29 protein-coding genes are annotated in these 26,472 nt (G+C 70.3%); 12 read left to right on the top strand and 17 right to left on the bottom strand.

Translation table 11 applies throughout. From position 1 onward, the window contains the following. Positions 1-145: 145 nt before the first annotated feature. Positions 146-661, bottom strand: a complete 516-nt coding sequence (locus RWN05_RS01840; protein ID WP_314138106.1) for a GNAT family N-acetyltransferase — start codon at positions 659-661, stop codon at positions 146-148. Positions 662-750: 89 nt separating this feature from the next. Between RWN05_RS01840 and RWN05_RS01835 the strand changes: the two genes are divergently transcribed. Both RWN05_RS01835 and RWN05_RS01830 read left to right on the top strand, forming a co-directional pair. Continuing rightward, positions 751-1,029, top strand: coding sequence for a hypothetical protein (locus RWN05_RS01835; RefSeq protein WP_064295400.1), 279 nt, complete (start codon positions 751-753; stop codon positions 1,027-1,029). A gap of 10 nt (positions 1,030-1,039) precedes the next feature. Beyond that, a complete protein-coding gene (locus RWN05_RS01830; protein WP_314138103.1) occupies positions 1,040-2,368 on the top strand; it encodes an MFS transporter in 1,329 nt (442 codons plus the stop codon). 11 nt (positions 2,369-2,379) lie between these two features. Here the strand turns inward: RWN05_RS01830 and RWN05_RS01825 are convergent, their stop codons facing one another. After that, positions 2,380-3,390, bottom strand: coding sequence for a diacylglycerol kinase family protein (locus RWN05_RS01825; protein WP_064295398.1), 1,011 nt, complete (start codon positions 3,388-3,390; stop codon positions 2,380-2,382). 170 nt (positions 3,391-3,560) lie between these two features. Here RWN05_RS01825 and pdxY point away from each other — a divergent pair, with 170 nt between their 5' ends. Then, complete coding sequence (pdxY, locus tag RWN05_RS01820) at positions 3,561-4,409, top strand: pyridoxal kinase PdxY (RefSeq protein WP_079704522.1); 849 nt, start codon at positions 3,561-3,563, stop codon at positions 4,407-4,409. Between the two features lie 73 nt (positions 4,410-4,482). On the opposite strand, the gene RWN05_RS01815 is transcribed toward pdxY, so the two are convergent. The 7 genes from RWN05_RS01815 to RWN05_RS01785 all read right to left on the bottom strand — a co-directional run bounded on the left by RWN05_RS01815 (position 4,483) and on the right by RWN05_RS01785 (position 13,155). After that, positions 4,483-5,991, bottom strand: coding sequence for a CdaR family transcriptional regulator (locus tag RWN05_RS01815; RefSeq protein WP_079000656.1), 1,509 nt, complete (start codon positions 5,989-5,991; stop codon positions 4,483-4,485). Then, on the bottom strand, positions 5,988-7,043 hold the full coding sequence (locus RWN05_RS01810; protein WP_314138099.1) for a DUF917 domain-containing protein: 1,056 nt from the start codon (positions 7,041-7,043) through the stop codon (positions 5,988-5,990). Before RWN05_RS01810 ends, RWN05_RS01815 begins: the two co-directional genes overlap by 4 nt. A gap of 9 nt (positions 7,044-7,052) precedes the next feature. After that, on the bottom strand, positions 7,053-8,201 hold the full coding sequence (locus RWN05_RS01805) for a DUF917 domain-containing protein (RefSeq protein ID WP_079000660.1): 1,149 nt from the start codon (positions 8,199-8,201) through the stop codon (positions 7,053-7,055). Further along, complete coding sequence (locus RWN05_RS01800) at positions 8,198-9,301, bottom strand: DUF917 domain-containing protein (protein WP_079000662.1); 1,104 nt, start codon at positions 9,299-9,301, stop codon at positions 8,198-8,200. Before RWN05_RS01800 ends, RWN05_RS01805 begins: the two co-directional genes overlap by 4 nt. Beyond that, positions 9,298-10,851, bottom strand: a complete 1,554-nt coding sequence (locus tag RWN05_RS01795) for a hydantoinase/oxoprolinase family protein (RefSeq protein WP_314138095.1) — start codon at positions 10,849-10,851, stop codon at positions 9,298-9,300. Before RWN05_RS01795 ends, RWN05_RS01800 begins: the two co-directional genes overlap by 4 nt. Before the next feature lie 81 nt (positions 10,852-10,932). Then, positions 10,933-12,285, bottom strand: a complete 1,353-nt coding sequence (locus tag RWN05_RS01790) for a cytosine permease (protein WP_085511293.1) — start codon at positions 12,283-12,285, stop codon at positions 10,933-10,935. 141 nt (positions 12,286-12,426) lie between these two features. Continuing rightward, positions 12,427-13,155, bottom strand: a complete 729-nt coding sequence (locus RWN05_RS01785) for an alpha/beta hydrolase family protein (RefSeq protein ID WP_314138093.1) — start codon at positions 13,153-13,155, stop codon at positions 12,427-12,429. An 86-nt stretch (positions 13,156-13,241) separates the two neighbouring features. Between RWN05_RS01785 and RWN05_RS01780 the strand changes: the two genes are divergently transcribed. From RWN05_RS01780 to RWN05_RS01770, 3 genes are all read left to right on the top strand, one after another. Next, positions 13,242-13,799 (top strand): GNAT family N-acetyltransferase, encoded by a 558-nt coding sequence (locus tag RWN05_RS01780; protein WP_314138092.1) that lies wholly within the window; start codon positions 13,242-13,244, stop codon positions 13,797-13,799. A gap of 160 nt (positions 13,800-13,959) precedes the next feature. Continuing rightward, entirely contained in the window at positions 13,960-14,163 is a 204-nt protein-coding gene (locus RWN05_RS01775) for a hypothetical protein (RefSeq protein WP_124768057.1), read from the top strand. 46 nt (positions 14,164-14,209) lie between these two features. Next, on the top strand, positions 14,210-15,397 hold the full coding sequence (locus RWN05_RS01770; protein WP_314138091.1) for a cobalamin-independent methionine synthase II family protein: 1,188 nt from the start codon (positions 14,210-14,212) through the stop codon (positions 15,395-15,397). A 21-nt stretch (positions 15,398-15,418) separates the two neighbouring features. On the opposite strand, the gene RWN05_RS01765 is transcribed toward RWN05_RS01770, so the two are convergent. Both RWN05_RS01765 and RWN05_RS01760 read right to left on the bottom strand, forming a co-directional pair. After that, complete coding sequence (locus RWN05_RS01765; RefSeq protein ID WP_314138090.1) at positions 15,419-16,327, bottom strand: cation diffusion facilitator family transporter; 909 nt, start codon at positions 16,325-16,327, stop codon at positions 15,419-15,421. A gap of 76 nt (positions 16,328-16,403) precedes the next feature. Further along, positions 16,404-16,616, bottom strand: a complete 213-nt coding sequence (locus RWN05_RS01760) for a DUF2945 domain-containing protein (protein ID WP_314138089.1) — start codon at positions 16,614-16,616, stop codon at positions 16,404-16,406. Positions 16,617-16,761: 145 nt separating this feature from the next. On the opposite strand from RWN05_RS01760, the gene RWN05_RS01755 reads away from it, so the two are divergent. Together RWN05_RS01755 and RWN05_RS01750 are read left to right on the top strand one after the other, a co-directional pair. Further along, complete coding sequence (locus RWN05_RS01755) at positions 16,762-16,968, top strand: hypothetical protein (RefSeq protein WP_085511274.1); 207 nt, start codon at positions 16,762-16,764, stop codon at positions 16,966-16,968. A gap of 49 nt (positions 16,969-17,017) precedes the next feature. Continuing rightward, on the top strand, positions 17,018-18,292 hold the full coding sequence (locus tag RWN05_RS01750; protein ID WP_314138088.1) for a threonine/serine exporter family protein: 1,275 nt from the start codon (positions 17,018-17,020) through the stop codon (positions 18,290-18,292). Positions 18,293-18,343: 51 nt separating this feature from the next. Here the strand turns inward: RWN05_RS01750 and RWN05_RS01745 are convergent, their stop codons facing one another. Beyond that, the gene (locus RWN05_RS01745) at positions 18,344-19,432 is read right to left on the bottom strand and encodes a GrpB family protein (RefSeq protein ID WP_314138087.1); all 1,089 of its coding nucleotides are present in this window, start codon (positions 19,430-19,432) and stop codon (positions 18,344-18,346) included. Between the two features lie 59 nt (positions 19,433-19,491). On the opposite strand from RWN05_RS01745, the gene RWN05_RS01740 reads away from it, so the two are divergent. Next, complete coding sequence (locus RWN05_RS01740; protein WP_314138086.1) at positions 19,492-20,076, top strand: NADPH-dependent FMN reductase; 585 nt, start codon at positions 19,492-19,494, stop codon at positions 20,074-20,076. Positions 20,077-20,101: 25 nt separating this feature from the next. Here RWN05_RS01740 and RWN05_RS01735 read toward each other — a convergent pair whose 3' ends face one another. Further along, positions 20,102-21,271, bottom strand: coding sequence for a zinc-binding alcohol dehydrogenase family protein (locus RWN05_RS01735; protein WP_314138085.1), 1,170 nt, complete (start codon positions 21,269-21,271; stop codon positions 20,102-20,104). Positions 21,272-21,317: 46 nt separating this feature from the next. On the opposite strand from RWN05_RS01735, the gene RWN05_RS01730 reads away from it, so the two are divergent. Continuing rightward, positions 21,318-21,884 (top strand): TetR family transcriptional regulator, encoded by a 567-nt coding sequence (locus RWN05_RS01730; protein ID WP_314138084.1) that lies wholly within the window; start codon positions 21,318-21,320, stop codon positions 21,882-21,884. A gap of 66 nt (positions 21,885-21,950) precedes the next feature. Here the strand turns inward: RWN05_RS01730 and RWN05_RS01725 are convergent, their stop codons facing one another. Beyond that, positions 21,951-22,550: a hypothetical protein gene (locus RWN05_RS01725; RefSeq protein WP_314138083.1), complete on the bottom strand. Its 600-nt coding sequence runs from the start codon at positions 22,548-22,550 to the stop codon at positions 21,951-21,953. Positions 22,551-22,674: 124 nt separating this feature from the next. After that, the gene (locus tag RWN05_RS01720; protein ID WP_314138082.1) at positions 22,675-22,926 is read right to left on the bottom strand and encodes a hypothetical protein; all 252 of its coding nucleotides are present in this window, start codon (positions 22,924-22,926) and stop codon (positions 22,675-22,677) included. Between the two features lie 73 nt (positions 22,927-22,999). On the opposite strand from RWN05_RS01720, the gene RWN05_RS01715 reads away from it, so the two are divergent. Further along, complete coding sequence (locus RWN05_RS01715) at positions 23,000-23,578, top strand: hypothetical protein (RefSeq protein WP_314138081.1); 579 nt, start codon at positions 23,000-23,002, stop codon at positions 23,576-23,578. A gap of 29 nt (positions 23,579-23,607) precedes the next feature. On the opposite strand, the gene RWN05_RS01710 is transcribed toward RWN05_RS01715, so the two are convergent. Then, complete coding sequence (locus RWN05_RS01710) at positions 23,608-23,877, bottom strand: hypothetical protein (RefSeq protein WP_314138079.1); 270 nt, start codon at positions 23,875-23,877, stop codon at positions 23,608-23,610. 70 nt (positions 23,878-23,947) lie between these two features. Continuing rightward, positions 23,948-24,994 (bottom strand): LacI family DNA-binding transcriptional regulator, encoded by a 1,047-nt coding sequence (locus RWN05_RS01705; protein WP_314138078.1) that lies wholly within the window; start codon positions 24,992-24,994, stop codon positions 23,948-23,950. Between the two features lie 166 nt (positions 24,995-25,160). Between RWN05_RS01705 and RWN05_RS01700 the strand changes: the two genes are divergently transcribed. Beyond that, positions 25,161-26,456, top strand: a complete 1,296-nt coding sequence (locus tag RWN05_RS01700) for a sugar ABC transporter substrate-binding protein (protein WP_137242737.1) — start codon at positions 25,161-25,163, stop codon at positions 26,454-26,456. The last annotated feature ends 16 nt before the right edge of the window (positions 26,457-26,472 follow it).

Genomic DNA, 26,472 nt, shown 5'->3' with positions numbered 1-26,472 from the left:
CCTCAGTCGGCAGGACGCCTCGCCGAGCTTCCCGCGGGTTCACAACTCCTGCAGTTCGTCGCAGGAGCGCAGCAGCATGCCGGGGCTGAGCCGATCTGCGAACGCACGACCGACGCGAGCAGGAGTTGTGAACCGGCGGGAGGGCTCAGACGAGCGTGCGGCGCAGGATGGCGAGGTCGAGCCAGCGGCCGAACTTCGTCCCGACTTCCGGCAGCAGGCCGACCTGCTCGAACCCGAGCTTCGTGTGCAGGGCGATCGATGCGGTGTTCTCGGCCTCGATGAGGGCGAGCATGACGTGATGGCCGTCGGCCGTGGCACGTTCCAGCAACTCGACCATGAGCGCCTTGCCGAGGCCGCGCCCCTGTGCGTCCGGGTGCACGTACACGGAGTTCTCGACGGTGTGGCGGTACCCGTCCTTCGCGGCGTACGGACCGTAACTGCCGTAGGCGAGGACGTCACCCTTGGGGAGGGCGTCGTCGGGGCCGTCGGCGACGGCGACGAGCGCGACCCGGCCCGGCTCCTGGTGGCGCGCGAGCCATGCCTCGCGCTCGGCGAGGTCGGGCGTGACCTCGGTCCAGATCGCGACACCGTTCGCGACGGCGTCGGTGTGGATGGCGAGGACGCCAGGCAGGTCGGCGGGTTCGGCGAGACGGATGCGCATACATCGATCGTAGAGTGCCCTTCGACGAGCTCAGGGACCGGCGGTGTCGGGCTCGGGGGCCTGGCGCCCGCGACGGGTAGATTCGAGGCATGTCCTCCTCCACACCGCTCCCGATGGAGCAGCTCACCGCCGTCCTGAACGCCGAAGTCGCCCGCTACGCCGCGCGCGGTTGGACGGTGTCGTCGGTGCAGGGCCAGCAGGCCGTGCTGCAGCGACAGAAGCGCATCGGTTGGTTCTGGAACCTGATCCTGACGCTCCTCACCGGCGGGCTCTGGCTCATCGTCGTGATCATCCGCGTCGTGAACCGCAAGGTCGAGTCGCTCATCGTGACGGTCGACGCCTACGGTCGCATCTCCACGCGACGCTGACGGTCGGAGCATGGGCGAGCGCGGAGAGAGCGATTCCCGGGATTCCGACGCCAGAGCTGCCATCGCCGCCGAGCGAGCCCGCGTCCAGCGGCGGACACTCACGGTCGTCGTCATCAGCCAGGTCCTCGGCGGCGCCGGTCTCGCCGCCGGGGTGACGGTCGGGGCGCTCCTCGTGCAGGACGTCCTCGGCAGCATGAGCCTCGCGGGCGTCGCAGCCGCGCTCCTCACCCTCGGCTCCGCGCTCACCGCCTTCCTCGTCGGGCGCGTCACCCAGCGGCTCGGCCGGCGCATCGGGCTCGGACTCGGATTCGCGGCGGGCGGCGTCGGTGCGATCGGAGTGGTCGTGGCCGCCACCACCGCACTGGTGCCGCTGCTCTTCCTGTCGCTCTTCGTCTACGGCGCTGGCACGGCCACCAACCTCCAGGCGCGCTACGCCGGCACCGACCTCGCGACCCCGGCCCGACGTGGTTCGGCGATCAGCGTCGCGATGGTGTCGACGACACTCGGCGCCGTCGCCGGACCCAACCTCGTCGAGCCGTTGGGGGCGTTCGCGACCGGCCTCGGACTGCCGTCGCTCGCCGGGCCGTTCCTGCTCGCCGCGGTCGCCTACGTCGCGGCCGGGACGGCGTTGCTCGTGCTGCTCAGACCCGACCCGTTCCTCCTCGCCCGCCGTCTCGACGCCGAGCTCGCGCAGCTGGAGGTGGAGCAGACCGCCGCGGAGCAGGCGGGGTCGAAGCAGGCATCTCCGACGACCGCCGCACGCCCGCGTCCCGGCGTCGGTGCCTACGTCGGCGCCGCGGTCATGGTGGTCACGCAGATCGCCATGGTGGCGGTGATGACCATGACCCCGGTGCACATGCGCGCCCACCACCACGGCCTCGGCGAGGTCGGACTCGTGATCGGGATCCACATCGCCGCGATGTACCTCCCCTCGCTCGTGACCGGTGTCCTCGTCGACCGGATCGGCCGCACCCCGATGGCGATCGCCGCCGGCGTGACCCTCCTGCTCGCCGGTGTCACGGGAGCACTCGCGCCGGCGGACTCGCTCGGCCTCCTCATCCTGGCGCTCGCCCTCCTCGGACTCGGCTGGAACTTCGGGCTCATCGCGGGCACCGCGCTCGTCGTCGACCACACGGTGCCCGTCAACCGGGCACGCACCCAGGGCACGCTCGACGTCCTCATCGCGCTCGCCGGTGCCGGAGCCGGCGTCATGTCCGGCGTCGTGATGGCGGGTGTCGGCTACGGCGCGCTGTCGATCGCGGGAGGCGTGCTGGCCCTCCTGCTCATCCCCGTGCTGCTCTGGGCCCGGCGGGTCACCCCACGCACAGCGGTGAGCTGAGGGCGCGCGAGCTACTCCGCTGCGGCCGGAACGCGCACGGTGAGGGCACCCGGCTCGATCCAGGTGTTGATCGCGATGGCCTTGCCGAAGCCGTCGCCGTCGAGTTCGATCTCCTCCGGCTTCGACATCCGGGCGACGAATCGCTTCGCCGTGCCGTACTGGAGGTCGTCGTCGTCCTTCTTCTTGCCGGCCAACGCCCGGCCGGTCTTCGTCCGTCGCAGGACACCGTTCACCCACGCGACTTTCGCCCAGATGCGGATCCAGCCGAGGATCCCACCGGGGCGCATGAACATGAGGTCGAACAGTCCGTCGTCGACGACCGCGTCCGGCAGCAGCAGGATGTTGGCGGGCAGCGAGCCGCAGTTGCCGATGATGACGGTGTGCACGGTGGCGCGCACCTGCGGCTCGTCGTCGATCCGGAACCGGAGGTGCAGCTCGTCCGGATCGCGCAGCGACTTCACGATCGCGTCGACGTAGGCGGCCCAGCCGGCCTTCGCCTTGAGGTCGTCGTCGGTGTTCTTGATCATCTTCGCGTCGATGCCCATGCCGGCCATGACGACGAACACGTGGCGGTCGCGTGAGTGGTCGGCGCGCTCGATGTCGATGACACCGAGGTCGATCGCCTTGTCCTCGCCGGTGAACGCCGCGATGACGGAGCCGGGCAGGTCGTTGAGGGTGAGGTCGAGGTTGCGCGCGAGCAGGTTGCCGGTGCCGGACGGCAGCAACGCGAGGGGGATGTCGCTCCCGCGCAGGGCCTCCGAGACCGCGCGGACCGTGCCGTCGCCGCCGGCCGCGATGACGAGGTCGACCTTCGCGGCGATCGCCTCGGCGGTGACGCCCTGGCCCACATCCTCCACCGACGTCTCGAACCAGAGCGACTCGCCCCAGCCCGCATCGGCGGCGGACCGTTCGACCGATTCGCGGAGCACGTCGAGGTCGACCTTCACGGGGTTGTAGATGACGGCGGCGATCTTGGTCGCCGTCGTGTCGCTCGGCGCGGTCGTGCTCTCAGGTGTCGTCATCCGATCAGCATAGGAGCGGAGGCAGGCGCGAGGGGGATCCGGTCCGTGGGTTGACGTGGCACGTGGGTTCTGCAGGCGGCGGAAGAGTATCGTTGAGTCCTTGCAGGCACCGTCCATGCCCGCCACGAACGCAGTGTCCGCGGCGGCCTCCCCATCGTGATTGCGACATCGTGAAGATCCTCTCCATCCAGTCAGCCGTGGCCTACGGGCACGTCGGCAACTCCGCGGCCGTGTTCCCCCTCCAGCGCATCGGCGTCGAGGTGATCCCGGTCAACACGGTGAACTTCTCGAACCACACCGGGTACGGCGCGTGGCGCGGCCCGCTCATCTCGCCCGAGCAGGTCGGCGAGGTCATCACGGGTGTCGAGGAGCGCGGAGCGTTCCCGCAGATCGACGTCGTGCTCTCGGGCTACCAGGGCGGCGTCGGCATCGGCGACGTCATCGTGGATGCGGTGCAGCGCGTCAAGGCGGCGAACCCCGACGCGCTGTACGCGTGCGACCCGGTCATGGGCAACGCGAAGTCCGGCTGCTTCGTCGCCCCGGAGATCCCCGACCTGCTGCGCGACCGCGTCGTGCCGAACGCCGACATCATCACGCCGAACCAGTTCGAGCTGGGTTTCCTCACGGGCACCGAGCCCGCTTCGCTCGAGTCCACGTTGGCGTCGGTCGAGTTGGCCCGCGCGATGGGCCCGTCGGTCGTCCTGGTGACGAGCGTCGAGCGTCCCGACCGCGACCCCGAGACGATCGAGATGCTCGTCGTGGACGACGCCGGTCGGTGGATCGTCCAGACGCCGCTGCTGCCGTTCAAGGCGAACGGTTCCGGTGACGTCACGGCGGCGCTGTTCGCCGCGCACTACGGCGAGACCCGCGACGCGAAGCTCGCCCTGGAGCGCACGGCGTCGAGTGTGTTCGACCTCGTCGAGCTCACGTACCGCTCGGGCCAGCGCGAGTTGCAGCTCGTCGAGGCACAGGAGTTCTACGCGAACCCGCGGATGCAGTTCACCGCGACGGCGGTCTGAGCCGGTGAGTCGCCCGGATCTGTTCGGAGCCGGGCGATCTCCGTGCAGTTCTGGGCGACTCAGCGACCCACGCTCAGCGCACGGCGCGGCAGGCGAGATGGAGCGCGAGGCGCACCTCCGGGTCCGCCATGTCGACGCCGAGGAGCTCCTGCGCGCGAGTGATCCGCGTCGCGACGGTGTTGCGGTGCAGCCCGAGTGCGGCCGCCGTCGGCGCGACCGCGGACTCGTGGTCGAGGTAGGCCGACAGCGTCGTCAGCAGCTCGCCGTTGCCGGTCTGCAACGGGGCGAGGAGCGAGCGTGCCGCCGGGACGAAGGTGTCGTTGCCGGTCCACGCGAGCAGCAGCTGTTCCAGGCCGAGGCCGTCCACCCGCACGAACCAGCCCGTCGTCGACCGGTTCGCGGCGATGCGCACCGCGTCGGACGCCTCCCCGAGTGACGACGTCAAGCCCGCCGATCCGCTCGCCAGCGACCCGACGGCCGTCGCGACGTTGAACGAGCGCCGCGCCTCAACGTGCAGGTCGCGGAGCGCGGCGATGTACCGCTCGATCTGCGGCGGCTCCGGCGGTTCGGCGAAGGTCAGCCAACCGCTCACCCCGCGCCCGCTCGTCGTCGCGTGGGAGTCCACGGCGATCCGACCGAGCGCGCCGGTGACGAAGCGGAGGAGTTGCAGGGCGTCCACCCGGCTCCGGCCGACGATGCGGAACGCGAGGTGGTAGCCGGTCGTCCGCCAGCCCCGCTCGAGCATGCGACGTTCGACGTCGGGGTCGGGGCGGCCTCGGAGGTCCACGAAGTCCCGCAGGACGCCGGACGACACGGACGCGTCACTGACCTCGGCCACCTCGTCGATGAGGATCCGCGCCGCGACGGCGGGCATGGCGACCTCGGCGGCGACCGCGAGCGCACTCAGCTGTCGGTCGTCGAGTCCGTCCCCGAAGAACGCGACCCGGAGGCCCTCCCGACTCGGGCTGTCCACCCGGACCGATGCCGCCGCGCTACGCCCGGCCTTCGTCAGGTCGACCCAGGGGCCGAAGTCGATCGCCGCGTGCACCTCGGACGGCAGCCGCCCGCCGGCCTCGAGCAGGACCCCCTCACCGTCGATGAGGGCGATCCCGTGGCCGATACTCGTCGAGAGGTGGCGGAGCAGGTCGGCGAGGCCCTCGGCGTGGTACTCGATGGACTGCGCGACCTTGCGGACGTACCCGAGGGTCAGGGAGTCGCGGGCCTCGACGAGCTGCCAACACGCCTTCGCGAGCAGCATCGGTCGGTCGACGTGCAGGAGCGAGAAGCCGAGTCGGTCGGCGAGCGCGCGCGTCCCCGCGCCGAAGCCGTCGGCCTCCGGGATCGCCAGGGCGAGGAAGCCACGATCCCGGGTGCGACGGACGAGCGCATCCTGCTGCCACGGCCTCGTGGGTGGGACGCCGGTCACCACGGCGAGTCGACCGGCGCCGTCCTCGGGGAGGGCCGCCTCGTTCGTCTCGACCACCACGCCGGCCCAATTGGCGTCGGCCGGGCCGGCGACGAGCCGCACGCCACCATTGTCGGGGTGGGCGAGGAGCGCGCCCAGCTGCAGGCGATCGCTCATGCCGGGACCTCGTCGGTTCGGACCTCGTCGAGCTCGTCCAGGCCGTAGGCGGACGGGAGCACATGGCGGAGTCGCTCCGGGGAGCCGGACCACCAGTCCGGACCGTCGACCCGGATGACGGCGACGTGCCTCGCCATCGAGACCGCCGTGACCTCGAGGATGTCCCGGGAGACCGCGTCGACCACGACGATGAGGTCCGGCGCGGCGGCTTCGAGTCGTCCGTCCGTCATGAACGCGAGCGTCTCGGAGCGGGCGACGAGGCGGTGCAGCGCGCCACTGCTCCCGTCGATCCCGAAGGTGAGGACGTGCGGGTCCCGTGAGTCCGGCTCGATGCTGCTGACCCGACCCTCCGCGAGGAGCCGTCCACCCAGCGACTCGGCCAGTGCGGTCAGCGGGCCGTCGATCCGCGCGAGGAACGCTCCGCCCAGCTCGAGTGCCCGGGCGGCGTTCCCGACGATGGCGTGCGCTCGGAGGTCGCCGACCGTGAAGCCCGCGAACACCATGCCGCCGCTCCCACCGGCCTGCACGATCGCCGCGCGGACGACGCGTTCGATGTCGAGGGCCCGCTCGGTCTCGACGAGGGCGACCCCGCCGGCACCGGTGTCGCAGGTGACGACGATGCCCGGGACCTCGTCCACGAGGATCGACATCTGGTCGAGCGAGGGGACGGCACGTCCGGTCAGGTCAGCGTCGACGATGGTCCGCCCCGCGGCGAACGCGAAGGGGGTGAGTCCGTTGACGCCGCCACCCTCCAGCGAGCAGATGGCCGGGATACGGTGTCCGAGCCAGCGTTCCGCAGCTCCGATCAGCCGCCCGAACGGATCCGTGCCGGGGAGGCGCTCGCTGAGCAGCATCGTGGAACCGACGAAGCCGACGGCGAGACACGGGGTCTCCGGGTCGAGGTCGTCGACGCTGTGGAGGTCGAACGGCCAGGCGCGCTCGTCGCGGAGCGCCAGCTCGAGCATCGTCGTCGCGCCGCCACCTCCCGAGCCCAGGATCGCGAACCCCGTCGCCAGGGCGGGGAGGCGATCGCGCTCGAGAAGGGTCGGCATGCCCTCAGCCTAGGCTCGGACCGCCTGACCCGCGGCGAACGTATCCGCGGCTTCCGCAGCCGCCGCCTCGCCCTCGACCGGGACGAACGGCTCCGTGAGCCCGAACGCGCTCGGCCCGAACGCGCGCAGTGCGTCCGGCGTGCGCATGAGTGCCGGCGTCGAGATCCCGAGGACCCGCACGCGTTGGCCGTAGCGGAGGCCCTCCGTGGTGATCGGCTCGGCGGTCTCGTGGTCGACGATGCAGATGAGGTCCGGCACGATCGCGACGACCTCGCCGTTCCATCGGGCGATGAGGTTCTCGTTCTGGAACGAGATCTCGAGGCGTTCGGAGCTCGACGGGTCGGCCGACCAGATGACGGCCGTGCCCTTGGCGAAGCCCTCGGTGGTGCGGCGCTCGACGTCGGCCACCTTCCCGACGAACAGCTCCCGGACGTGGGAGTAGAGCGTCGTGGACAGGGTGTCGGCGATGGCGGCGAACGGCGAACGGTGTTCCTCGCGGGCGATCCGGATCGCCCGGCCGAGGGCCAGCGCCATCGAGATCGTCCGCGGTACCGCGGTGCGGCGCACGTCCGCCCCGCTCATCGCGTACTCGGCGATGTGGGCGACGCCGCCGAGGCGGATCGCGATGCCGCGCGCCAACCACTCCATCTGCCGGTCGTCGTCGCCGGTGTCGATGATCACGCGCTCGCCGCGTTCCCCGGCGATGGCGAGCGGCGAACCGTGCACGCCGTAGACCGCGAAGGTCTCCATGGAGAGCTCCGGGAAGGCCCGGCCCATGCCGTCGGCGTCGACGACCGGCAGCCCGGTCTCGGCGGCCACGATGAGCGGGATCATCGAGTTGATGCCACCGCACTCGATCGGCATGGTCGCGTCGGCGGTGCGCCCGAGGTGCTCCTCGAGCGTCCGTAGGGCGAGGGTCGGTTCGAAGCCGGCCGGGATCTTCTCGACCATGACCGTCGGAGCGCCCATCTGCGCGGTTGGGATGACGAAGAGGTCGTCGGCGAGCTCGTCGGGGTCGAGGATCGTGATGGAGCGGTCGCCGAGCACCTGTTTCACGAGCATCATGCCGATGTACGGGTCGCCTCCGCCGCCGGTCCCGAGGAGGGTGGCGCCTCGGGCGAGGTCGGGCAGGTCGTCCGCGGTCAGCGTCCAGCTCATGCGGCGACCTCCGGCGAGTCAGGCGCAGGCGTCTCGGCTGTGCCGTCGAAGCGGTGCGACGGCACCTCGTACCCGAAGTACCCCGGCCCGACCATCGCGAGCGCCTCGGGGCTGTGCCAGCGGTCGTCACTCGGTGCCGAGATCACGCGGACGCGCTGCCCGTAGCGGAGCCCCTCGGTGGTGATGGGCTCGCCGGAATCGTGCTCGAGCACCATGATGAGGTCGGGCGTCGTCACGAGGGTGACGCCGTCGAGTGCCGCCATGAGGTGCTCGTTCTGGAACGACAGTTCCAGGCTCGCGTCGACGCCGTCGATGCGGGCTCGACCGCGGGCGAACCCGGTGGTGGTCGCGCGCTCGACGTCGACGACCTTGCCGGAGAACAGCTCGCGACCGCCGAGCAGCCGCACGGTCCGATCCACAGGGTCGGCCTTCTCGGCTCGGGCCGCTTCGATGCCGTCGCCGATCTCGCGGCACAGCGACAGCGAATCGGCTACGAGCGCCTCGCGCGCCTGCGCACCGGACATCGGGAAGCCGGAGATCATGACCGAGCAGCCCATCTCGACACAGGCGACGCGGGCGATGCGTTCCGTCCAGCTGTTGTCGACGGTCGTGAGGACGCCCGTGTTCCCCTTCTCGTCGCTGAACGCGAGCGGGGAGGCGTCGATCCCGTACAGGGTCGGGAGCACCATCTGCAGCTCGGGGAAGGCCCGCCCCATCCCGTCGGCGTCGATGAGGGGGAGTCCGAGCGCTGCGGCCGCAGCGATCGGGATGGTCGAGTTCACGCCGCCGACCTCGGCGCACGCGATGTGCGTGACCGGGCGACCGAGGGACGCGCTGAGGGCGTGGACCGGTGCGACGACCTCGGTGAGGCTCGGCAGCTTCTCGACCATGACGGTCGGGGCGCCCATCATCGCGACGGTGAGGACGAGCGCGTCGTCGGGGACCTCGTCGAGGGTGACGACGGTGACGTCGCCGTGCTCGCGGAGCGCCTGCGCGGCGAGGAGCGCGCCGATGTACGGGTCGCCGCCACCGCCGGTCCCGAGGACGGCCGCGCCACGGGCGAGGCCGGGGATGAGCTCGGCCGAGATGGTCCAACTCATCGGAGGCCTCCCATGTCGAGGTCGCCGACGGCCTTCACCCGGATGCGCGTGGCGTTCCCCGGGAGATAGGGGATCGGGACCTCGTCGAAGTCGACGATCGCGACCGACGCGGGGGAGGCGCCGGCCGCGATCGCCTTGTCGATCGCCTCGGCACGGACCTCGGCGATCGCCTCCTCACGCCGGCCGGGTTCGATGGCGTAGACCTTGTCGATCTCGCCCCCGACCTGCGCGATGGAAGCACCGATGGCATTGGCCACGGCGTAGTTGTCGGGCCGGTGGACGGCGCCGAAGATGGGGAGTTCGTCGGAGAGCAGGATCGACCCGCCGCCGACCGCCACCACGGGGATCGGCTCTGGGGAGGTCCGCATGCGGTCGACGGCCTCGGCGATGCGTTCGCCGATCCGCTCGAGGACGCGCTCCACGAAGACCGGGTCGAGGTGCGCGACCTTCGACGCGTCGCCGATCGACGCGCGACCGGCGGCCACGGCGATGTCCGTCGCCGTGAGGGTGCTGCCGCCGAAGACGAGGGCCTCGGTCATGAGCTTGTACCCGACGGACGCCGGCCCGACCTCGGCGGTCTCCTCGTCGACGATGCTGCCGCCGCCGATCCCGATGGACAGGACGTCGGGCATGCGGAAGTTGGTGCGGATGCCGGCGACCTTGACCTCGTTCGCCGTCTCGCGAGGGAAGCCGTTGATCAGCAGCCCGATGTCCGCCGTGGTGCCGCCGATGTCGACGACCGCGCAGGTCGCGAGTCCGCTCGTCAGTGCCGCCCCGCGCATCGAGTTGGTGGGGCCTGAGGCGAAGGTCGCGACCGGGTAGAGGCGCACGTAGTCCTCGTCCATGAGCGTGCCGTCGTTCTGGCTGAGGAAGATGGGCGCCTCGATGCCCTGCTTCCGGACGGCGGCGGTGAGCCCATCGACGATCTCCGAGGCGAGCTCGCGCAGGGCTGCGTTGATGATCGTCGCGTTCTCGCGTTCCAGGAGGCCGATGCGCCCGATCTCGTGCGAGAGCGAGATGGCGACGTCCGGGCCGAGGACCTCGCCGACGATCCGCGCCGCCTCGACCTCGAGGTCGTGGTTGACGGGGCTGAAGACGGAGGAGATCGCGACGGAGCGGATGCCGTTCGCACGCATGTCCTCGGCGTGTGCCCGCAGCTCGTCGGGGTCGATCGGCGAGATGGGGCGTCCGTCGAACTCGTAGCCGCCGTGCGCGAGGTAGCTGCGTGCACTGATCGCCTCGACGAGCTCGGCCGGCCAGTCCACGAGGGGCGGCAACGCGCGGGTCGCCGGGAGCCCGAGCCGCAGTGCCGCGGTGGGTGCGAGCCGCTTGGCCTGCACGAGGGCGTTGATGAAGTGCGTCGTGCCGATCATCACCGCGGTGATCTGATCACCGTCGAAGTGGTGGCCGCTCCGCAGTTCGCCAATCGCCTGGACGATCCCGTCGGTCACGTCCGGGGTGGTCGCGTGCTTGACGGCCGCCAGGGTGGTGGTGCCGTCCATGAGCACGGCGTCGGTGTTGGTGCCGCCGACATCGATACCGATGTGCATATGAGGGGTTCGCTTTCTGTTGGTGCGGTGGAGCGGTGTGCGGTGGAACGGTCTGACGGGGTGGAACGGACGTCCCCCGGGTCAGCTCGAGGCGGTGGCGGGGCTGTCCGTCGTCACATCCGCCTCGATCTGCGAGGTGTGGGCGACGCCGACACCTCGGACCAGGCCGAGCTTGCCGGCGGCGATGTACAGCACCATCGAGAGGATGAGCGACAGGACGGCGGGGATGCCCCAGGTGACGAAGTAGCCGGTGATCGCGGACACGGCCCAGATGATGATGGTCGCCGGGACGATGCGCGGGGCGGTCGTGGGGAGGCGGCCCGAGGCGCGCGTCTCGTCGAGCTCGCCGCGCCAGCGCTTCACGATGAAGTACTCGGCGACCATGATGCCGGCGATGGGCGGGAAGGCGACGCCGAGGATGATGAGGAAGCCGGAGAACTGCCCGAGGATGCCGACCGCCGCGAGGATGGAGCCGACCACACCGAGCACGATGGTGGTGGTCACGCGGTTGAGGTTCTTGCCGAACGCGGTCGAGATGAAGTTGACCAGGCCGAGCGTCGACGAGTACAGGTTCCAGTCGTTGATCTTGAGCGTCCCGGTGATGACGATGATGAGGCCGATGAGGCCGACCGAGGACGTCACGATCGCGACGACGTTGCCAGAGGCGGCGGCGTGGGCGAGCAGGACGCCCGAGAGGCCGATGACGAACTCACCGAGCGAGACGCCGACGACGGTCTGCTTGATGACGTCGGCGCGGGACCGGTTGAACCGGGTCATGTCGGCGGTGATGATGGCGCCGACGATGAGGCCGCCAGCGACGATGCCGGTGCCGGCCCAGACGCTCATGGTGGGGCCGGGTGCCGGGCCGGTGACGAGTTCCATGAAGTCGTGCTGGGTGAGTTCGCTGATGATCGACCAGCCGACGAGGATGAGGAACAGCGGGACGGTGATGTTCGCGAGCCACTGCATGCCCTTGAACCCGTAGGCGACGATGGCGGTGACGGCGAGGCCGAAGATGAGGCTCCAGGCCCAGACCGGCATGAAGCCGGGGAGGAGGGCATCGAGCGACTCGGCGGAGATCGCGCTCTGGATGCCGAACCAGCCGATGAGGCTGATGCCGATCGCGAGTCCGACGAGTGACGCGCCGATCTCGCCGAAGCCGGTCCAGCGGGCGAGGAGGGCGGTGTTGAGGCCCTCCTTCTGGCCGATGATGCCGACGATGCACATGATCACCTCGAGGATGATCGAGCCGAGGAGCAGGGCGAGGAACGCCTCGCCGAAGGTCATGCTGTAGCCGAGGGTGGCGCCGAGGAGGAACTGGGACAGGGCCGACACCTGTCCGAAGCGCTGGACGGCGATGCCGAACCAGGGCTTCTGTGCGTCGGGACGGACGCGGGACAGGGCGAAGTCGTCTGCGTGTGCCATGCGAGCCATGCTGGTCTCCAGAAGTGGGGGGGAGGGAGCGGTGCGGGTGGCGGCAACGTTACTGACGGCTCGCCCGCAGCAGAATGTGCATGATGCAGGAATGTGCGAGCGATATCAGCACTCTGCATAGGCGCTCCGGTCCGCTGGCGCTCAGAGCGACGCTTGGATCACCTCGAAGGTGCGTGCGCCGTCGAGTGCCGCCATGTCGTGGCGGATGCCCGGGAACCGCGTGACGGTCCAGCCGAGCCGTTCGTACTGCTCGACGTCCGCTCGCGGAACGACGAGCTTCGCGTCGTCCGACAGCACCAGCGTCGAGGGGACGATCGGCGCCGACGGCGTCACCGGGTTCGCTGCGACGTCCTGCAGCACCTCCGCGATCATCGAGCGGTCCCACGCGGCATGGGCGGCCTCGGCGAGCGCGACGTTCGCGGGACCCGTCGCTGGGTCCGTGCGGTCGTAGAACCAGGCCAGGAGCCGCGGCAGCCCTGGGATGCTCCAGAACAGTCGTGCGCCGACGCCTCGGCCCGGCAGTTTCAGGCCGAACCCGGGATCGAGGTAGATCGCGTGCGCCGGGCGGAGCGGCGCCACGATGTCGATGAGGAGCCGCCCGCCGAGGGAGTGGCCGACGATCGCGTCGAGGCCGTTCGGCAACGTCTCGACGAGGTCGGCCGCGAGCGAGGTGATGTCGTACTGCTCACCCCGGGGTCGATCGGCTCGCGGGCTGGAGCCGTGACCGCGGAGGTCGACGAGCAGGAACGTGTACCGCTCCGGGTCGGCCGCTGCGACGACGTCGGTCCAGGCGGCTCCGTCGGCCAGGAATCCGTGGATGAGGGCGATCCGGACCGGGCCGTGCCCGCGTTCCTCGACGTGCAGTCGCATGGCCCTCCTCCGTCGGTGCTGGGGACGACTCTACGCGGCGACGCCGCGCTGCGAAGCGTGTCGCTCCAGAGAGCAGAATGGAGGGCATGACCGACGCCACTCCGCCGACCCTGACGGAACGACTGACGCTCACCCGCCCCACCGATCGGGATCTGCCGGAGCTCCACGAGCTCCATGCCGACCCCGCGGTCTGGACGCACCTGCCGTCCGCCCGACACACGGCGCTCTCCGAGACCTGCGCGTTGATCGAGCGGTACCAGGCCGGCTGGGAGGCGAACGGTCTCGACGTGTGGGTGGCGCGTGACACCGCGACGGGTGCGTTGGTCGGCATCGGCGGCCCGAGCCTGCGTGGCGGGGTCGCCTGGAACCTCTACTACCGCCTGGCGCCCGCGGCCTGGGGGCGCGGATACGCGCAGGAGCTCATCGCGGCCGCGCGAGCCGCGGCATCGGCGTCGGCACCGGACCTGCCCGTGGTGGCGTTCCTCCTCGAGCACAACGATGGTTCACGACGGGCTGCCGAACGCGCGGGGTTGGAGGTCGTCTGGCGTGGCCCCGACGCGGGCAACCCGGATCCCGATGCCGTGCGCCTCGTGTTCGCCGACCGGGTGCTCAGCGACGAGGCGCTCCGCGTGTTCGTGGGCTGAACGACCGCCGCACCCGATCTCCGAGCGTGGAGAAGGACGCCGCTTCCGGGCGCGATCGGGCATTTTCGGGCAACCGGCCGCGAAACGCAAGCAGTCTGTTCACCGACGACGTTCCTCGATACGGTTGGAAGATATGTCAGCCACGGTCGAGATGGAACACATGAGTCAGGTAGAACGCGAACGCCCGCTCCTGCGCAAGGGGAGCGAGGCGAGTTTCGTCCGGTGGGCCTTCGACGGTCGCTCCTGGTGTGCCGACCTCGTGAGCGGACAGTACCGTGGCGCGACGAAGACCGGTTGGCTCCTGCAGACCGAGAACGAGCAGCGGGAACTCTCCAACCAGGAGTGGGCTCCCTGCATGGCGTGAGCGTGCGGTCCACATCCACCCGCGCCACGCACCGAGGAGCCCACGCATGACCGACCGCATCCTGACCACGCACGCCGGGAGCCTGCCGCGCACGCCCGAGTTGACCCGGTTGCTCGTGGCCCGCGACCAGCGGCGGTCGTTCGACGTCGCCGAGCTGGAGGAGGTCACGGCGGATGCGGTGGCCTCGACGGTCGCCGCGCAGCTCGCCACCGGTCTCGATCTCATCAACGACGGCGAGGTCCCGCGCGTTGGCTTCTCCACCTATGTGCTGGAACGCATCGAGGGGTTCGGTGGAGCCGGACACCGCAAGCCGACGCTCGACTCCGTGCGATTCCCGGACTATGCGGCCTTCCAGGCGAAGCAGATCGTCGAGGGTGCGGACGTCGCACGGGTGTGGGATCCGCCGATGGCCCAGGGGCGGCTCGTGTACGACCCCGCGCTGTCCGGCATCACCGCCGATCTCGACGGCTTCGAACGGGAACTCGCTGTGCAGGCGGGCCATGCGCGCACACCCGCCGGCACCTTCTTCTCCGCGGCGACGCCCGGGATCGTGTCGACGACGCTGCTGCTCGACGCCGCGAACCCCTTCTACGGCGACGACCGCGCCTATGTGTTCGCGCTCGCCGAGCAACTGCGGATCGAGTACGAGGCGATCGTCGCCCGGGGGCACGTCCTGCAGCTCGACGCCCCGGACCTCGCCATGGAGCGGGTCATCCAGTTCGGTGACGCGACGCTCGAGGAGTTCCTGGCGGCTGTGGACCTGCACGTCGACGCGCTCAACCACGCCATCCGGAACATCCCCCGTGAGCAGGTCCGGCTGCACGTCTGCTGGGGCAACTGGCAGGGGCCGCACCAGGACGACGTCCCGGTCGACGTGCTCCTCCCGCACCTCTACCGGGCGCGGGTCGGTGCGTTCAGCATCCCGCTCGGCAACCCGCGGCACCAGCACGAGGCGCCGGCGTTCCGCGAGCACCCGCTCCCCGAGGGCGCGCTCCTCATCCCGGGGGTCGTCGACGTGACCACCAACTACCTGGAGCACCCGCAGGTCATCGCGAACCGCATCGTCGAGGTCGCCGAGGCGGTCGGCGACCCGACACGCGTCATCGCCGGCACCGACTGCGGGCTCTCGACCTTCGCGAGTTACGAGTTCGTCGCGACCGACGTCGCGTGGGCGAAGCTCGGTGCGCTCGTCGAGGGTGCTGCGATCGCGTCGAAGCGGCTGTTCGGAGCCTGAAGCCCCGGCTCGACGCCGCGCTCAGGCGGTGATCGACGGCTCGTCGCTCACCGAGAGCGTGAGCACGGCCTTGCCGATGAGGTCGTCCTGCTCGAGGTCGCCCTCGAGTCGGCGGAGTTGACGCGCGACGTCGTTCTCGCGGTCGTCGCCGACGAGGTCGACCGACGCGACGAGGAAGAGGCGTTCCGGTCCGCTGAACTCGAGGTACAGCGCCGTGACCCGCTCGATCTCCGGGTGGGACAGGAGCGCGGTGATGGTCTGCGCGCGGTACGCGGGGCTCGGCGAAGCACCGAGGAGGTAGCGCCGGTTGCGGTTGATGAGCAGCAGCGCGACGCCGCCGAGCAGGACGCCGATCGCGATCGAGCCGATCGCATCCCATACCGGGTCGCCGGTCACCTGGTGGAGGCCGATGCCGGTACCCGCGATGATGAGGCCGAGCAGTGCTGCGGAGTCCTCGAAGAACACCGAGCGGAGCGTCGTGTTGGAGCCGTTCACGATGTAGTCGAAGAAGCCACGGCCGTACTTCTTCGCCGTGCGCCGACCCTCGAGGATCGACTGGGTGAAGGAGAAGCCCTCGAGGAGGAAGGCGACGCCCAGGACGAGGTAGCTGAGGGCGTAGTCCTCCATCGCCTCCGGTGCGGTGAGGCTCTGGATGCCGTGCTGGATCGAGACGACCGCGCCGACGGTGAAGATCCCGAAGGCGGCGAACAGCGAGAAGATGTACGCGTCACGGCCGTAGCCGAGTGGATGGGCGGCATCGCGCTGCTTGTCGGCCCGTTTGTCGGCGATGAGGAGGAAGATCTCGTTCCCCGCGTCGGCCCACGAGTGCGCGGCCTCGGCCAGCATCGACGCCGACCCGGTGAGCGCGGCGACGATGGACTTGGCGATGGCGACGACGATGTTGGCCAGGAAGGCGATCACGACGGTCATGCGCCAACGCTACGCCCAGCCGGGGTCCGTCGTGGACGTCCGGGCGTCGGCGCAACGCGCCACCAGGGGGAGAGCGTCAGGACTTCAGGACACGCAGCGCCGAGCCCTTGTGCGCGGCCTTCGCGCCGGTCTTCTCCGACTCCACGATGAACGCGGGCTCGTCCGTCGAGGCCGTGAAGTGCTGGCCGTCGAACTGGAAGTCCGCGGTCTTCCGCTCGACGACCTTCCCCTGCGTCCGTCCCTGCGAGGTGCCCCAGGACACGCGGTCGCCCACTCGTACGTCTGCCATGCTGCCTCCTCGGCGCTCCACGCCGCGCGCGAGCGGCGTGTGAGCGACGATGCCAGCGTGTCGTCGGCCGGACAAGCGCTTGCGCCACGTGAGCGCAGGGGATATCCCCCGAGGTCCGCGGGCTCCTCGGCGTTAGCGTGTCCCCATGGCCTCGTTCACTCCGGGAAGACCCCGACTCGCGCTCGGCATCGGCATCGTGGCCGTCGTGCTCGGGGTGGCGCTCATCCCCGTCGCCATCGCGAACGCCCACGGCGAGTACGGCTTCCATTTCTGGTGGATCGTCATCGTCCCGATCCTCGCCGGCCTGTACTTCGGTGTGGCCGGAGCCGTCGGGCTCCGCAACCGCCGCTGAGGCCCGCAGCGGCCGCAGGCGTCCCTGGATCTCGCGTACCGTTGGCGGGATGAGTGACGACGCGGCTACCGAGGAGTATCGCAGGACCGCTGCGCACGCCTACAGTGCGCTCGGCTGCCTGCTCCTCGATGCCGGCACCTCCGTCACCGACGTCCGCGACTCCCTGGAGCGCGCCACGGTCGCATCAGGCGACGAGGGCCTCGCCTTCTCGGTTCTGCCGCAGCTCATCATCGTGAACGACGTGCGCACCGGCGCCGTGCTCGCGGCCGGCAACGCGCACGGCGAGCTGTCGTTCCGCGGCGCGGCCCGGGCGAACCGGCTCATGCGCGAACTCGAGCTCGGACACTGGCCGGTCGGTGACCTGCCGGCCCGCATCCAGTCGATCCGGGAGACGCCGCGTCCGCACGCGTCGATGCACTGGGTGGTCGGGAACCTGCTGCTCGCGGGTGGGCTCGCGCTGCTGTTCCGCTGCCCATGGTGGGCGATCCTCGCATCCATGCTCGTCGGTGCCTTCGTCGGCCTCGTCATCACCCTGCTGGCGCGGTGGCGGGGAGCGGTCGCGATCGCCCCGTTCGTGACGGCGTTCGTGTCGACGACGCTCGTCGGGACGCTCGCATCGGCGATGGATCTCGGTCCCGTGCCGCTGTTCGCCGTCTGCGCACCGATCGCGATCCTCGTGCCCGGTGCGCTCATCACCAACGCCCTGCTGGAGCTGACGGCGACGGACATCGTGACGGGCTCGGCACGCCTGATGTACGGCCTCATCGTGCTCGCCTTCATGGCGGCCGGGATCTCGGCCGGGGCGCTGCTCACCGGCCTGTCGATCGACCCCGACTCGACGGCGCTCGTCGGTCAGGTGGGGCGCGGAAGTTCGGACCTCGTCGGGTGGGAGTCGGTCCCGCCGCTGTGGTTCACGTGGATCGGCGTCGTGATGCTCGCGGCCGGGATCGGGATCGCGTTCGGCTCGGGCCGCTCCCTGACGCTGCTGACCATCTGCGTGATGGCGCTGACCTATGCGGGCATCGTCCTGTTCGCCCCGCTTGTGGGGAACGCGGTCGCGACGGGGCTCACCGCCGGGCTCGTGTTCGTCGTCGCTCGCATCGTCGAGCGGTACTCGGCGGCGGTGCCGTCCAATGTCACGTTCCAGCCGGCCCTGCTCATGCTCGTGCCGGGCACCGTTGGCCTGGTCTCCCTCGCGACGCTCGAAGGCTCAGCGGTCACGGCAGCGCTGACGGTCTTCATCAGCCTCTGTGTCGGCGTCAAGACGGCTGCGGTCCTCACCGGTGTCGTCATCCCGCCGGTGCGTGCGACCGCCCGTCCCTGAGTCGCCCGGAATCGTCCGAAACCGAGCCGAATTCGTGCAGATTCGGGCGACTCAGCGACTCAGGGCTGCCCGCGCCCGCGCCTTGATCGCGAGGATGACCTCGGTCTTCGCGTCGGCGTAGTCGTTCATGTCGTCCCAGGGCCTCCCGAGCAGCTCCCGCTTGGTGCGCTCGTACAGCGCGCGATCGTCGGTGTCGGAACGCAGATGGTCGCGGAGGAGGAGGTACTCGCCGATCTCCGGGGCGCCCTGCTCGTAGAGGTGCACGTGGACGTCGCGCTCCGGCGTCCGGACCATACGGTGACGAGGTTCACGGACGCGCAGCACGTAGCCGGCGGCCAGCAGAGGGTCGAGGTAGTCCTCCTCCGCGGTGATGTCCTCCACGGCGACCACGATGTCGACGATCGGCTTCGCCGCGAGTCCGGGCACCGAGGTCGAGCCGATGTGCTCGATATCGACGGTGCTGGACTCGCCTGCGCTCGTTCCGAGGGCGTCGATGATCCGCTGCCGGTGCTCCCGGTACCGTTCGGGCCACTCCGGGTCGGCGTCGTGCAGCTCGACCCGGACCGGCTCGGGGCCTCCGACCAGCTCGAGCGTCGTGACGTCCGGGCGGCGGGAGCGTCGGCGCAAGCCGCTCTGGATGGCACGGATGTTGTCGCCGAGCACCCCCGAGGCCAGCAGCCCGGTGCCGAGCGGACCCGAGGAGCCCGTGCCGAGTGCCGGCAGGAGGCGGAGCGCGGACCGGACCAGGGCACTCACGTGGTCGAGCTGCCAGGCGATCTCGGCCGCGCCGGCTCCGGCCTGATGCAGCTCGGCGGCCTTCACCGCATAGGCGGCGGCGCCGAGCGCATGGGCTCCCATGTGCGCGACACCCGCAGCCTGCCCGGCCGACCACGCGGCGGCCTTGGCGGCGGGCGAGGACACCGCCTGCGAGGCCCGGTTGGCGACGAAGCGTCGGCGGATCTCCCCGGCGGTGTCGAGGTCGCCGGCGGCGAACGCGCGGGCGCGGGCGATCGCGTCACGTGGACGATCGTCGTCCGGCGCCTCCGCTTCGAACAGCGGCAGGACCCGCTCGGCGCAATCGGCGGCCCACGAGGCGACGAGACGGCGGTCGGCTTCACTGAGTGACTGCGGCGAGAGCATGTTCCACCCTCGCACACCCGCCACGTTCGCCGTGTGGGCTGCCGGGCTAGCGTAGAGGGATGGCCTCCTTGAACCTGCCTGTGATCTCCTGCAGCCTCGATCCGGCGAGTCGGAGCCGGACCCTCGCTTCGGCGAGCAGCGAGCTCCTGCGCGAGCAAGGTCATGACTCGTCCGTCATCGATCTGGCCGAGATGGAACTGCCGCCGTTCGACAACGATCGGGTCTTCGAGAGCCCTGCGTTCCGTCGACTGCATGCATTGATCACGGCTGCCGACGGCGTCGTCCTCGCCTTCCCGGTCTACAACTGGGCACCGGCCGCGACGGTGAAATCGCTCATCGAGGCGACCGGCGCGACCGGCGAGGACGGCAGGGTCGCCGCCTGGTTCGACAAGGTCGTGACTTTCGTCTGCGCCGCCGGCCTGCCGCACAGCTACATGGCGACCGCCACGCTCGGGCAGTCGCTCATGCTGGACTTCAAGTGCGTCATCAACCCGTACACGGCCTACCTGTCGGAGCAGGACTGGGAGGCGGCCGGCGTGCTGAGAACGGATCGTGCCGAGCGGCTCGCCAAGACGATGACCGTGCACGCGGAGCTGTCGGGGCTCCTCGCCGAGCGGAGCTACCGCTCGGTCTGGGAGGTGTGAGGGCCGAGCGTCACGGTCCCGCGCCTCACAACCGCACGACGAGCTTGCGGGCTGAGACGCCGCCGTGGAGGCGGTCGAGGGCCGGCTGCATCGCCTCGAGGCCTTCGCCGACCACCTCGGGAGCGGGCGCGCAGAGGTGTCGTCCGGCGGCGAGCGCACCAGGCAGGTAGTCCTCCCACAGCATCGGCCCGACCTCGTTGGTCATGAGCGAGCTACCCCACACGTACCGCGCCGAGATCCCCGCCCGTCGGGCACGCACCTGGAGTGCGACGTTGGCCGCCACGAGCCGGGTCATGGTGCGGATGAACGTCAGACTCGGGCCGGCCCGACGAGGCAGGGACCCGAACGACACCGATGGGCTCGCGAGCGCGACGCGGCGTGCCCCGGTGGCGGTGGCGACGGCGAGGGCTGGTTCTGCGGAGCCGGTCCCGACGGCGAGGACGCCGACGACCGAGGAGCCACGGAGGGCGCTGACGAGATCCGTCACGACGGTCGGGCTGCGGTAGTCGAACACGAGGTCGGCACCGAGCTCGCGCATCCGGTCGTGGTTGTGCGGCGAGGCCGTGGTCGCGACCCGGTGGCCGGAGGCGACCGCGAGCTGGATGGCGTTGCTCCCCACGCTCGTCGCGCCGCCCCAGACGACGACGGTGGTCCCGGTGGGGGTGGGGTGCTCCGAGGGGTGGGGGAGCGCGAGGTGGTCTCGTTGGAAGAGGGCGGTCGCGGCCGTGGAGATCCCGAGCGGCAGGACGACGGCGTCCTCGTCTCGGAGACCGTCCGGGATCGGGGCGGCGAGATCCGCCCGCACGACGGTGAACTGCTGGAACCCGCCCTCGGCGTCATGGCGTCGACCGCGCTCCATGCCGACCGCGTACGCCACGACGCGGTCGCCCACGGCGAAGCGACGGACGTTCGACCCGACGGCCACGACCTCGCCTGCGACGTCCTCACCGAGCACGGCGGGCACTGGCAGCCACCGGTACATGAGGTTCCCGGTCTGCTGCTTGACGTCGTCGAGCGGGTTCACCGCGACCGCTCCGTTCCGGATGAGGAGTTCACCCGGGCCGGGTTCGTGCATCGCGGCCGGACCGACGACGAGGTCCGCGCGTGGTGCTGGCAGCCAGGCTGCGGTGTTCGTCGGCATGAGATCTCCAAGGGTGTTGAGGATTGGCGTGGCGATGATGACACGGTATGCCATCACTCTACACCTGACGACACGACGTGTCATCGGCTATCCTGATCGCATGGCACGCTGGGCACCCGACGCCGCTCTCCGACTCGAGAGCGCTGCGATGGCGCTGTTCGCCGAGCGGGGCTTCACGGCGACGACCGTCCCGGAGATCGCCGAAGCCGCCGGGCTCACCACCCGCACGTTCTTCCGTCACTTCGCCGACAAGCGCGATGTGCTCTTCCTCCGCGAGCGCGAGCTCCCGACCGTGGTCGGACGGCTGGTCGCTGCGGCGCCACCAGGACTCGACGCGCTCGCGCTCGTGATGTCCGGCCTCGAGACCGTGGCCGCCGGTGAGCTGCAGCGCTGGCGGGACGACATCGCAGCCCGCCGCGCCGTCATCCGGTCCGAACCGCAGCTGCGCGAGCGGGAACGGCTGAAGTCGGCGGTCCTCACCGACGCGATGCGCGATGGCCTCATGGAGAGTGGTGTCACATCAGCCGACGCGGCGCTCGCCGCGTCCATCGGTTCGGCACTCTTCGACGCCTCCCTCGAGCAGTGGCTCGCCGGACCGGACGACGCGCTCCTCGTCGACGTGCTCCGCGCGATGCGCGCCCGACTCGGCGACCTCGCGGGTCGCTGATCACCAGGGCGTCGACCGAGCGAGGTTCGGCGCGCCCCGGCCCGGTTCACGCCGACGTGACCCTCCTCACTCGCGCCGACCGACACCCGCGCAAACGGGCGCCTGGGCGAGCCACCAGGCCGCGATCGCCCGATCGGCCTCGCTGGGGTCGCGCGGTGGGTCCAGCTCGTCGTCGGCGGTGCCGCACGGCTGGGCCGTGAAGCCGGCGATTCGCGGATTGTCGGCGCTCATCGTGAACGAGATGGCCGTCTCCGAGGTGTTCGCGAGCGTCGTCACCTGCTGGTAAGCCGCCCACTGCGGACTCGCCTGCAGCTCCGCGAGGGGCACCCCTCCGAGTCGCGCGTCCTCGGGGGACGCGACCGCGAGGCGGAGCTCATCGGGCCGGTCGAGGCCGCGATCATGCTGCTCCCCGTACCAGTCGATGGCTGCCACCGAGCCCCCGAGCGGCCCGAGGGCGGCGGTCGTCCCCTCGATCGTCGCGATGGTCTCCAGCACGGATGCCGGCACCGGCAGGCCCCATGCCAGAAGGTGCACGCCTGCGGATCCGGGGTCGGGGTTGGTCAACACGAGCGAGATCTCCGCCGAGGCCAGCGGTTTCGGGAGCTCTGCCTGGAATCCGCCCACGAGTCGCGCTGCATCCGTCGGCATCAGTGGGTCGGCGTACACGAACAACACCTTGAGCTCGGACGATGCTGGCCGGTGCTCTCGGGCGGAGATCGCGATGAGCTCGACCTTGACGGATGCGACCCGGACCGCATCGACCTCGGCCGGATGGGTGTCGGCCGACCAGTCACGCCAGGCCGGTGATCCTGGCGTTGTGATACGTCTCCAGCCCGCCGCCGTTCGAGGCCTCGACCGTTCCGGTGACGTCCACCACATCGGGCAGGCCCTCGACGGCATCGATGATCGACGCTCGTGCCACGTCGGCGCCGGCGCTCGAGCCGCAGCCCGTGAGCAGGGCCGCAGCCATGACCGCGCCGATGCCGATGGTGACGGCCCGCCGTGTGACCAGGCGCGCTCGTGTGCCTCGTGATTCCCCCATGCAGGGAGGCTATCGCGACGCCGCGCTCGTCGTCCGCCGGACGGCGGGGCCTCTGATGGTCGAGGATGGAGCCATGCCGAACCGGGAGTCGTCCACCACCAACCCGTACCGGATGAGTCGACGGCGCATCACGATGTGGACTGGCGCGCTCATCGCCTCCATGGTGCTGCTCGTCGTCGTCGCGATCGTCTTGGCCGCCATCGGCGGCGACAGTGCAGAGTCCTGGGTCGCGATCGTCCTGTTCGTGGCCTTCGGCGTACCCGTCGCCGCGGCCGGCGTCTTGGGCGGGTTGGCGATCGCCTCATGGGGGTGGGTGGCCGGCACGGTGTTCGGTGTGGGGTGGCTGACGCTGCTCGTCGTCGTCGTGAACAACGGGTTCCATCTGCTCTTCGACGGTCAGGCCGTGGGGCCCGTGATCTATGACGAGGCGATCTGGCAGGTCGTCGGGGTCGCCGGCCTGGTCATCGGCGGGGTGCTGTTCTTCGTCGCCGGCTGGGGGAGTGGGGTGCCGATGTGGATCGGTGGACCGGCAGGCGGCGTCGACGTCTCGCGCCGGAAGCGCTCGGGCGAGGGGGACGCGGTTGTGCCGCCATCGAAGCGCAAGCCGCGCACGAAGCCGAAGCGCCGCTCGAAGCAGCAGCGACGCCGCTGATCAGCCGAGGTGATCACGGAGTCGACCGGTCAGTCGCCGCCGCCCCCACCGCCCCCGTCTCCGCCGCCGCCGGAGTCGCCGCCACCGCCACCGTCCCAACCGCCGGAGTCGCTTCCGCCGTGGTGGCCGCCTCCATGGTGACTGTCGCCATCGACGATGAACGGCATGCCGGAGTCCGAGGTCGTACCACCGCGATGCTTCGACCCGCCGCTACGTCGTCTGGCCTGCACGGTGATCGTGAAGACGATGACCGCGACGGCGGCGAGGACCACGATCATGATGACGGTTGAGCTGTCCATGGCTCGACCGTAGCGATGTCCGACGGCTGTCGCATTACCCGCGCGGCGAGTATCGGCGTCCGACCGGACTTCAGCGCCTCGGGATCGTGGAACCGCGGAGGACGAGGCGGCCCGGCAGGTATTCGACCCCCTGCGCGACGTCCGTGCCCTCGATCGCTTCGAAGATGCGGGTGGCGGCGAGCCGGCCGAGCTGTTGCAGGTTGGCGTCGATCGACGACAGCTCCGGGCGCGAGTTGGTGGCCAGGATCTCCCAATTGTCGAAGCTGACGACCGCGACGTCGCTCGGGACGTCGCGCCCGAGGTCGCGGACGGTGTCGAGCACGCCGCGGGCGATCTGGTCGGAACCGGCGACGATGCCGTCGATCTCCGGGTGCTGTGCGAGCAGCATCGCCGCCGCATCGCGACCCCAGTGCTCGGTCCACTCCGAGAACATCGGCGAGCCGACGAGCTCCAGTCCCGCCGCCGCGAGGGCGTTCTGCACGCCCGTCACGCGGTCCCTGGCAGCCGCGTACTGCGGCTCACCCGTGATCATCGCGATGCGGGAGCGCCCGCAGGCGATCAGGTGCTCGACGGCGAGGCGCCCGCCGTCGCGGTTGTCGGGGGTGATGGACACGTCCGTCGGATCGTCGGACGGTGCGTACGCGTAGACGACGGGGACGGGCAGCTTGTGGCCGAGCGAGGGCCGTGGGTCGGTGCTGCGACCCACGACGATGATGCCGTCGACGCGCCGTGTGAGCAGCGCGTTGAGGTGGTGCTGCTCGCGGATCGCGTCGCCGCGGGCGTCGCAGAGGAACACGTTCACCTGGCCTGCGCCGAACGCGTCCTCGGCGCCCATGAGGATGGGGATCACGAACCGGCCTTCGAGGTCGCTCGTGAGGAGACCGACGGTGCCGGTGCGCCCGTTGATCAGGCTCCGGGCGAGTTCGTTCGGGGTGAACGAGACGGACTTCGCGGCATCGAGCACGCGCTGTCGGGTCTTCGGCGCGACCTCGCTCCGCCCGTTGATCGCCTTCGACGCCGTGGCGATCGAGACGCCCGCGATGCGCGCGACGTCACCGAGGGTCGCCGCCCGACCGGCAGCGATCCCGGTCGTCGCCGAAACATCGTTGTCTGGCATGAAACGCCCCCTCTTCATCTTTCGGAAACGTTACCGGATATTCCTCTTGACGCTACTCTGATGCCAGGCTAGCTTTACCGAAAGGGCTTTCGACAGTTTCGAAACCTCTCCCGAAGCACCGCCGGACCCGACCGGTCCGCTCAACGAAGAGTCAGAGGAGTCACACATGCGCAGCACGCACATCACACGCAAGCAGCGGGTCGGAGGGGTGTTGGCGGCCAGCGCCCTGCTCCTCGGCCTCGCCGCCTGTTCGTCCAGCGGCGGTGGGAGCGCCCCGCTCGCCAGCGCCGGACCCGAGGGCGTCGACGACGGCTCGGAGCTCACGCTCTGGACCCGCGCCCCACTCGAGAAGCAGGCGAAGCTCCTCGTGGAGGCCTACAACGCCTCGCACGAGAACCAGGTGAAGCTCACCGTCGTCCCGAACGACGACTACGTCGCGAAGGTCGGTGCGGCGGCCGGCTCCGACAGCCTCCCCGACCTGTTCGCCGCCGACATCGTGTACGTCCCGAACTGGGTTGAACAGGGCCTCTTCCAGGACCTCACCGCGAACATCGACGGGCTCGACTTCAAGGACGAGATCAACCAGGGCCACCTCGCCGCCGGCACCGCGGACGGTAAGGAACACGTCCTCCCCTTCGTCCTCGACCTCTCGATGCTCTTCTGGAACAAGGAACTCTACAAGGAGGCGGGCCTCGACCCCGAGCAGGGTCCGACGACCCTCGCCGAGTTCGCCGAGGACGCCAAAGCCGTGCAGGCGCTCAACAAGCCGGACACCTACGGCACCGCCACGGGCCTCAACTGCGGCGGCTGCCTCGTCTTCACCTGGTTCCCTAGTGTGTGGGCCGACGGTGAGCAGGTCATGAACGAGGACGGCACCGAGTCGCTCCTCGCCGAGGACGGCGCGAAGGAGGTCTACAGCACGTGGGCCGATCTGTGGAAGTCGGGCGCCGTGCTCCCCTCCTCGAAGGACGAGGCCGGACCCACCTGGACCGCCGGCTTCACCGAGGGCAAGGTCGGCGTCATGCCCTACCCGGCGACGCTCCTCTCCTCGACCCCGTTCGACGTCGGCGTGTCCGGCATCCCGGGGCCGAAGGGCGGCGACTCGACCTTCGTCGGTGGCGACGGCATCGGTGTCTCCAAGGACAGCAAGAAGGCCGCGCAGTCGTGGAACTTCCTCAGCTGGCTGATGTCCGAGGACGCCCAGGTCGGTGTTCTCGCAAAGGACAACGACGTGGTCTCCCGCTCCGACCTCGCGGAGAACGAGTACTCGAGCAAGGACCCGCGCCTGGTCACGATCAACGAGGTCGCATCGAAGGGTGACACCCCGTACTCGTTGAACTTCCAGGAGGCCTTCAACTCGCCGACCAGCCCCTGGCTGACGCTCGTGCGCAACGCGGTACTCGAGGGCACCGACTCCGTCGACGCCGACAACGACGCCATCACGGACGTGCTCTCGCAGTAGTCCGACCGCCGGTGCG

Source organism: uncultured Plantibacter sp. (genome assembly GCF_963518075.1).
Lineage (GTDB): Bacteria > Actinomycetota > Actinomycetes > Actinomycetales > Microbacteriaceae > Plantibacter > Plantibacter flavus_A.
The sequence above is the reverse complement of the archived record's forward strand: the minus strand, read 5'-3'. Positions and strand labels throughout refer to the sequence as shown.

Bases quoted from the DNA above. Each gene is read 5' to 3' on its own strand.
- RWN05_RS01840 (WP_314138106.1), bottom strand. From the start codon at position 661: ATGCGCATCCGTCTCGCCGAACCCGCCGACCTGCCTGGCGTCCTCGCC.
- RWN05_RS01835 (WP_064295400.1), top strand. From the start codon at position 751: ATGTCCTCCTCCACACCGCTCCCGATGGAGCAGCTCACCGCCGTCCTG.
- RWN05_RS01830 (WP_314138103.1), top strand. From the start codon at position 1,040: ATGGGCGAGCGCGGAGAGAGCGATTCCCGGGATTCCGACGCCAGAGCT.
- RWN05_RS01825 (WP_064295398.1), bottom strand. From the start codon at position 3,390: ATGACGACACCTGAGAGCACGACCGCGCCGAGCGACACGACGGCGACC.
- RWN05_RS01815 (WP_079000656.1), bottom strand. From the start codon at position 5,991: ATGAGCGATCGCCTGCAGCTGGGCGCGCTCCTCGCCCACCCCGACAAT.
- RWN05_RS01810 (WP_314138099.1), bottom strand. From the start codon at position 7,043: ATGCCGACCCTTCTCGAGCGCGATCGCCTCCCCGCCCTGGCGACGGGG.
- RWN05_RS01805 (WP_079000660.1), bottom strand. From the start codon at position 8,201: ATGAGCTGGACGCTGACCGCGGACGACCTGCCCGACCTCGCCCGAGGC.
- RWN05_RS01800 (WP_079000662.1), bottom strand. From the start codon at position 9,301: ATGAGTTGGACCATCTCGGCCGAGCTCATCCCCGGCCTCGCCCGTGGC.
- RWN05_RS01795 (WP_314138095.1), bottom strand. From the start codon at position 10,851: ATGCACATCGGTATCGATGTCGGCGGCACCAACACCGACGCCGTGCTC.
- RWN05_RS01790 (WP_085511293.1), bottom strand. From the start codon at position 12,285: ATGGCTCGCATGGCACACGCAGACGACTTCGCCCTGTCCCGCGTCCGT.
- RWN05_RS01785 (WP_314138093.1), bottom strand. From the start codon at position 13,155: ATGCGACTGCACGTCGAGGAACGCGGGCACGGCCCGGTCCGGATCGCC.
- RWN05_RS01780 (WP_314138092.1), top strand. From the start codon at position 13,242: ATGACCGACGCCACTCCGCCGACCCTGACGGAACGACTGACGCTCACC.
- RWN05_RS01775 (WP_124768057.1), top strand. From the start codon at position 13,960: ATGAGTCAGGTAGAACGCGAACGCCCGCTCCTGCGCAAGGGGAGCGAG.
- RWN05_RS01770 (WP_314138091.1), top strand. From the start codon at position 14,210: ATGACCGACCGCATCCTGACCACGCACGCCGGGAGCCTGCCGCGCACG.
- RWN05_RS01765 (WP_314138090.1), bottom strand. From the start codon at position 16,327: ATGACCGTCGTGATCGCCTTCCTGGCCAACATCGTCGTCGCCATCGCC.
- RWN05_RS01760 (WP_314138089.1), bottom strand. From the start codon at position 16,616: ATGGCAGACGTACGAGTGGGCGACCGCGTGTCCTGGGGCACCTCGCAG.
- RWN05_RS01755 (WP_085511274.1), top strand. From the start codon at position 16,762: ATGGCCTCGTTCACTCCGGGAAGACCCCGACTCGCGCTCGGCATCGGC.
- RWN05_RS01750 (WP_314138088.1), top strand. From the start codon at position 17,018: ATGAGTGACGACGCGGCTACCGAGGAGTATCGCAGGACCGCTGCGCAC.
- RWN05_RS01745 (WP_314138087.1), bottom strand. From the start codon at position 19,432: ATGCTCTCGCCGCAGTCACTCAGTGAAGCCGACCGCCGTCTCGTCGCC.
- RWN05_RS01740 (WP_314138086.1), top strand. From the start codon at position 19,492: ATGGCCTCCTTGAACCTGCCTGTGATCTCCTGCAGCCTCGATCCGGCG.
- RWN05_RS01735 (WP_314138085.1), bottom strand. From the start codon at position 21,271: ATGGCATACCGTGTCATCATCGCCACGCCAATCCTCAACACCCTTGGA.
- RWN05_RS01730 (WP_314138084.1), top strand. From the start codon at position 21,318: ATGGCACGCTGGGCACCCGACGCCGCTCTCCGACTCGAGAGCGCTGCG.
- RWN05_RS01720 (WP_314138082.1), bottom strand. From the start codon at position 22,926: ATGGGGGAATCACGAGGCACACGAGCGCGCCTGGTCACACGGCGGGCC.
- RWN05_RS01715 (WP_314138081.1), top strand. From the start codon at position 23,000: ATGCCGAACCGGGAGTCGTCCACCACCAACCCGTACCGGATGAGTCGA.
- RWN05_RS01710 (WP_314138079.1), bottom strand. From the start codon at position 23,877: ATGGACAGCTCAACCGTCATCATGATCGTGGTCCTCGCCGCCGTCGCG.
- RWN05_RS01705 (WP_314138078.1), bottom strand. From the start codon at position 24,994: ATGCCAGACAACGATGTTTCGGCGACGACCGGGATCGCTGCCGGTCGG.
- RWN05_RS01700 (WP_137242737.1), top strand. From the start codon at position 25,161: ATGCGCAGCACGCACATCACACGCAAGCAGCGGGTCGGAGGGGTGTTG.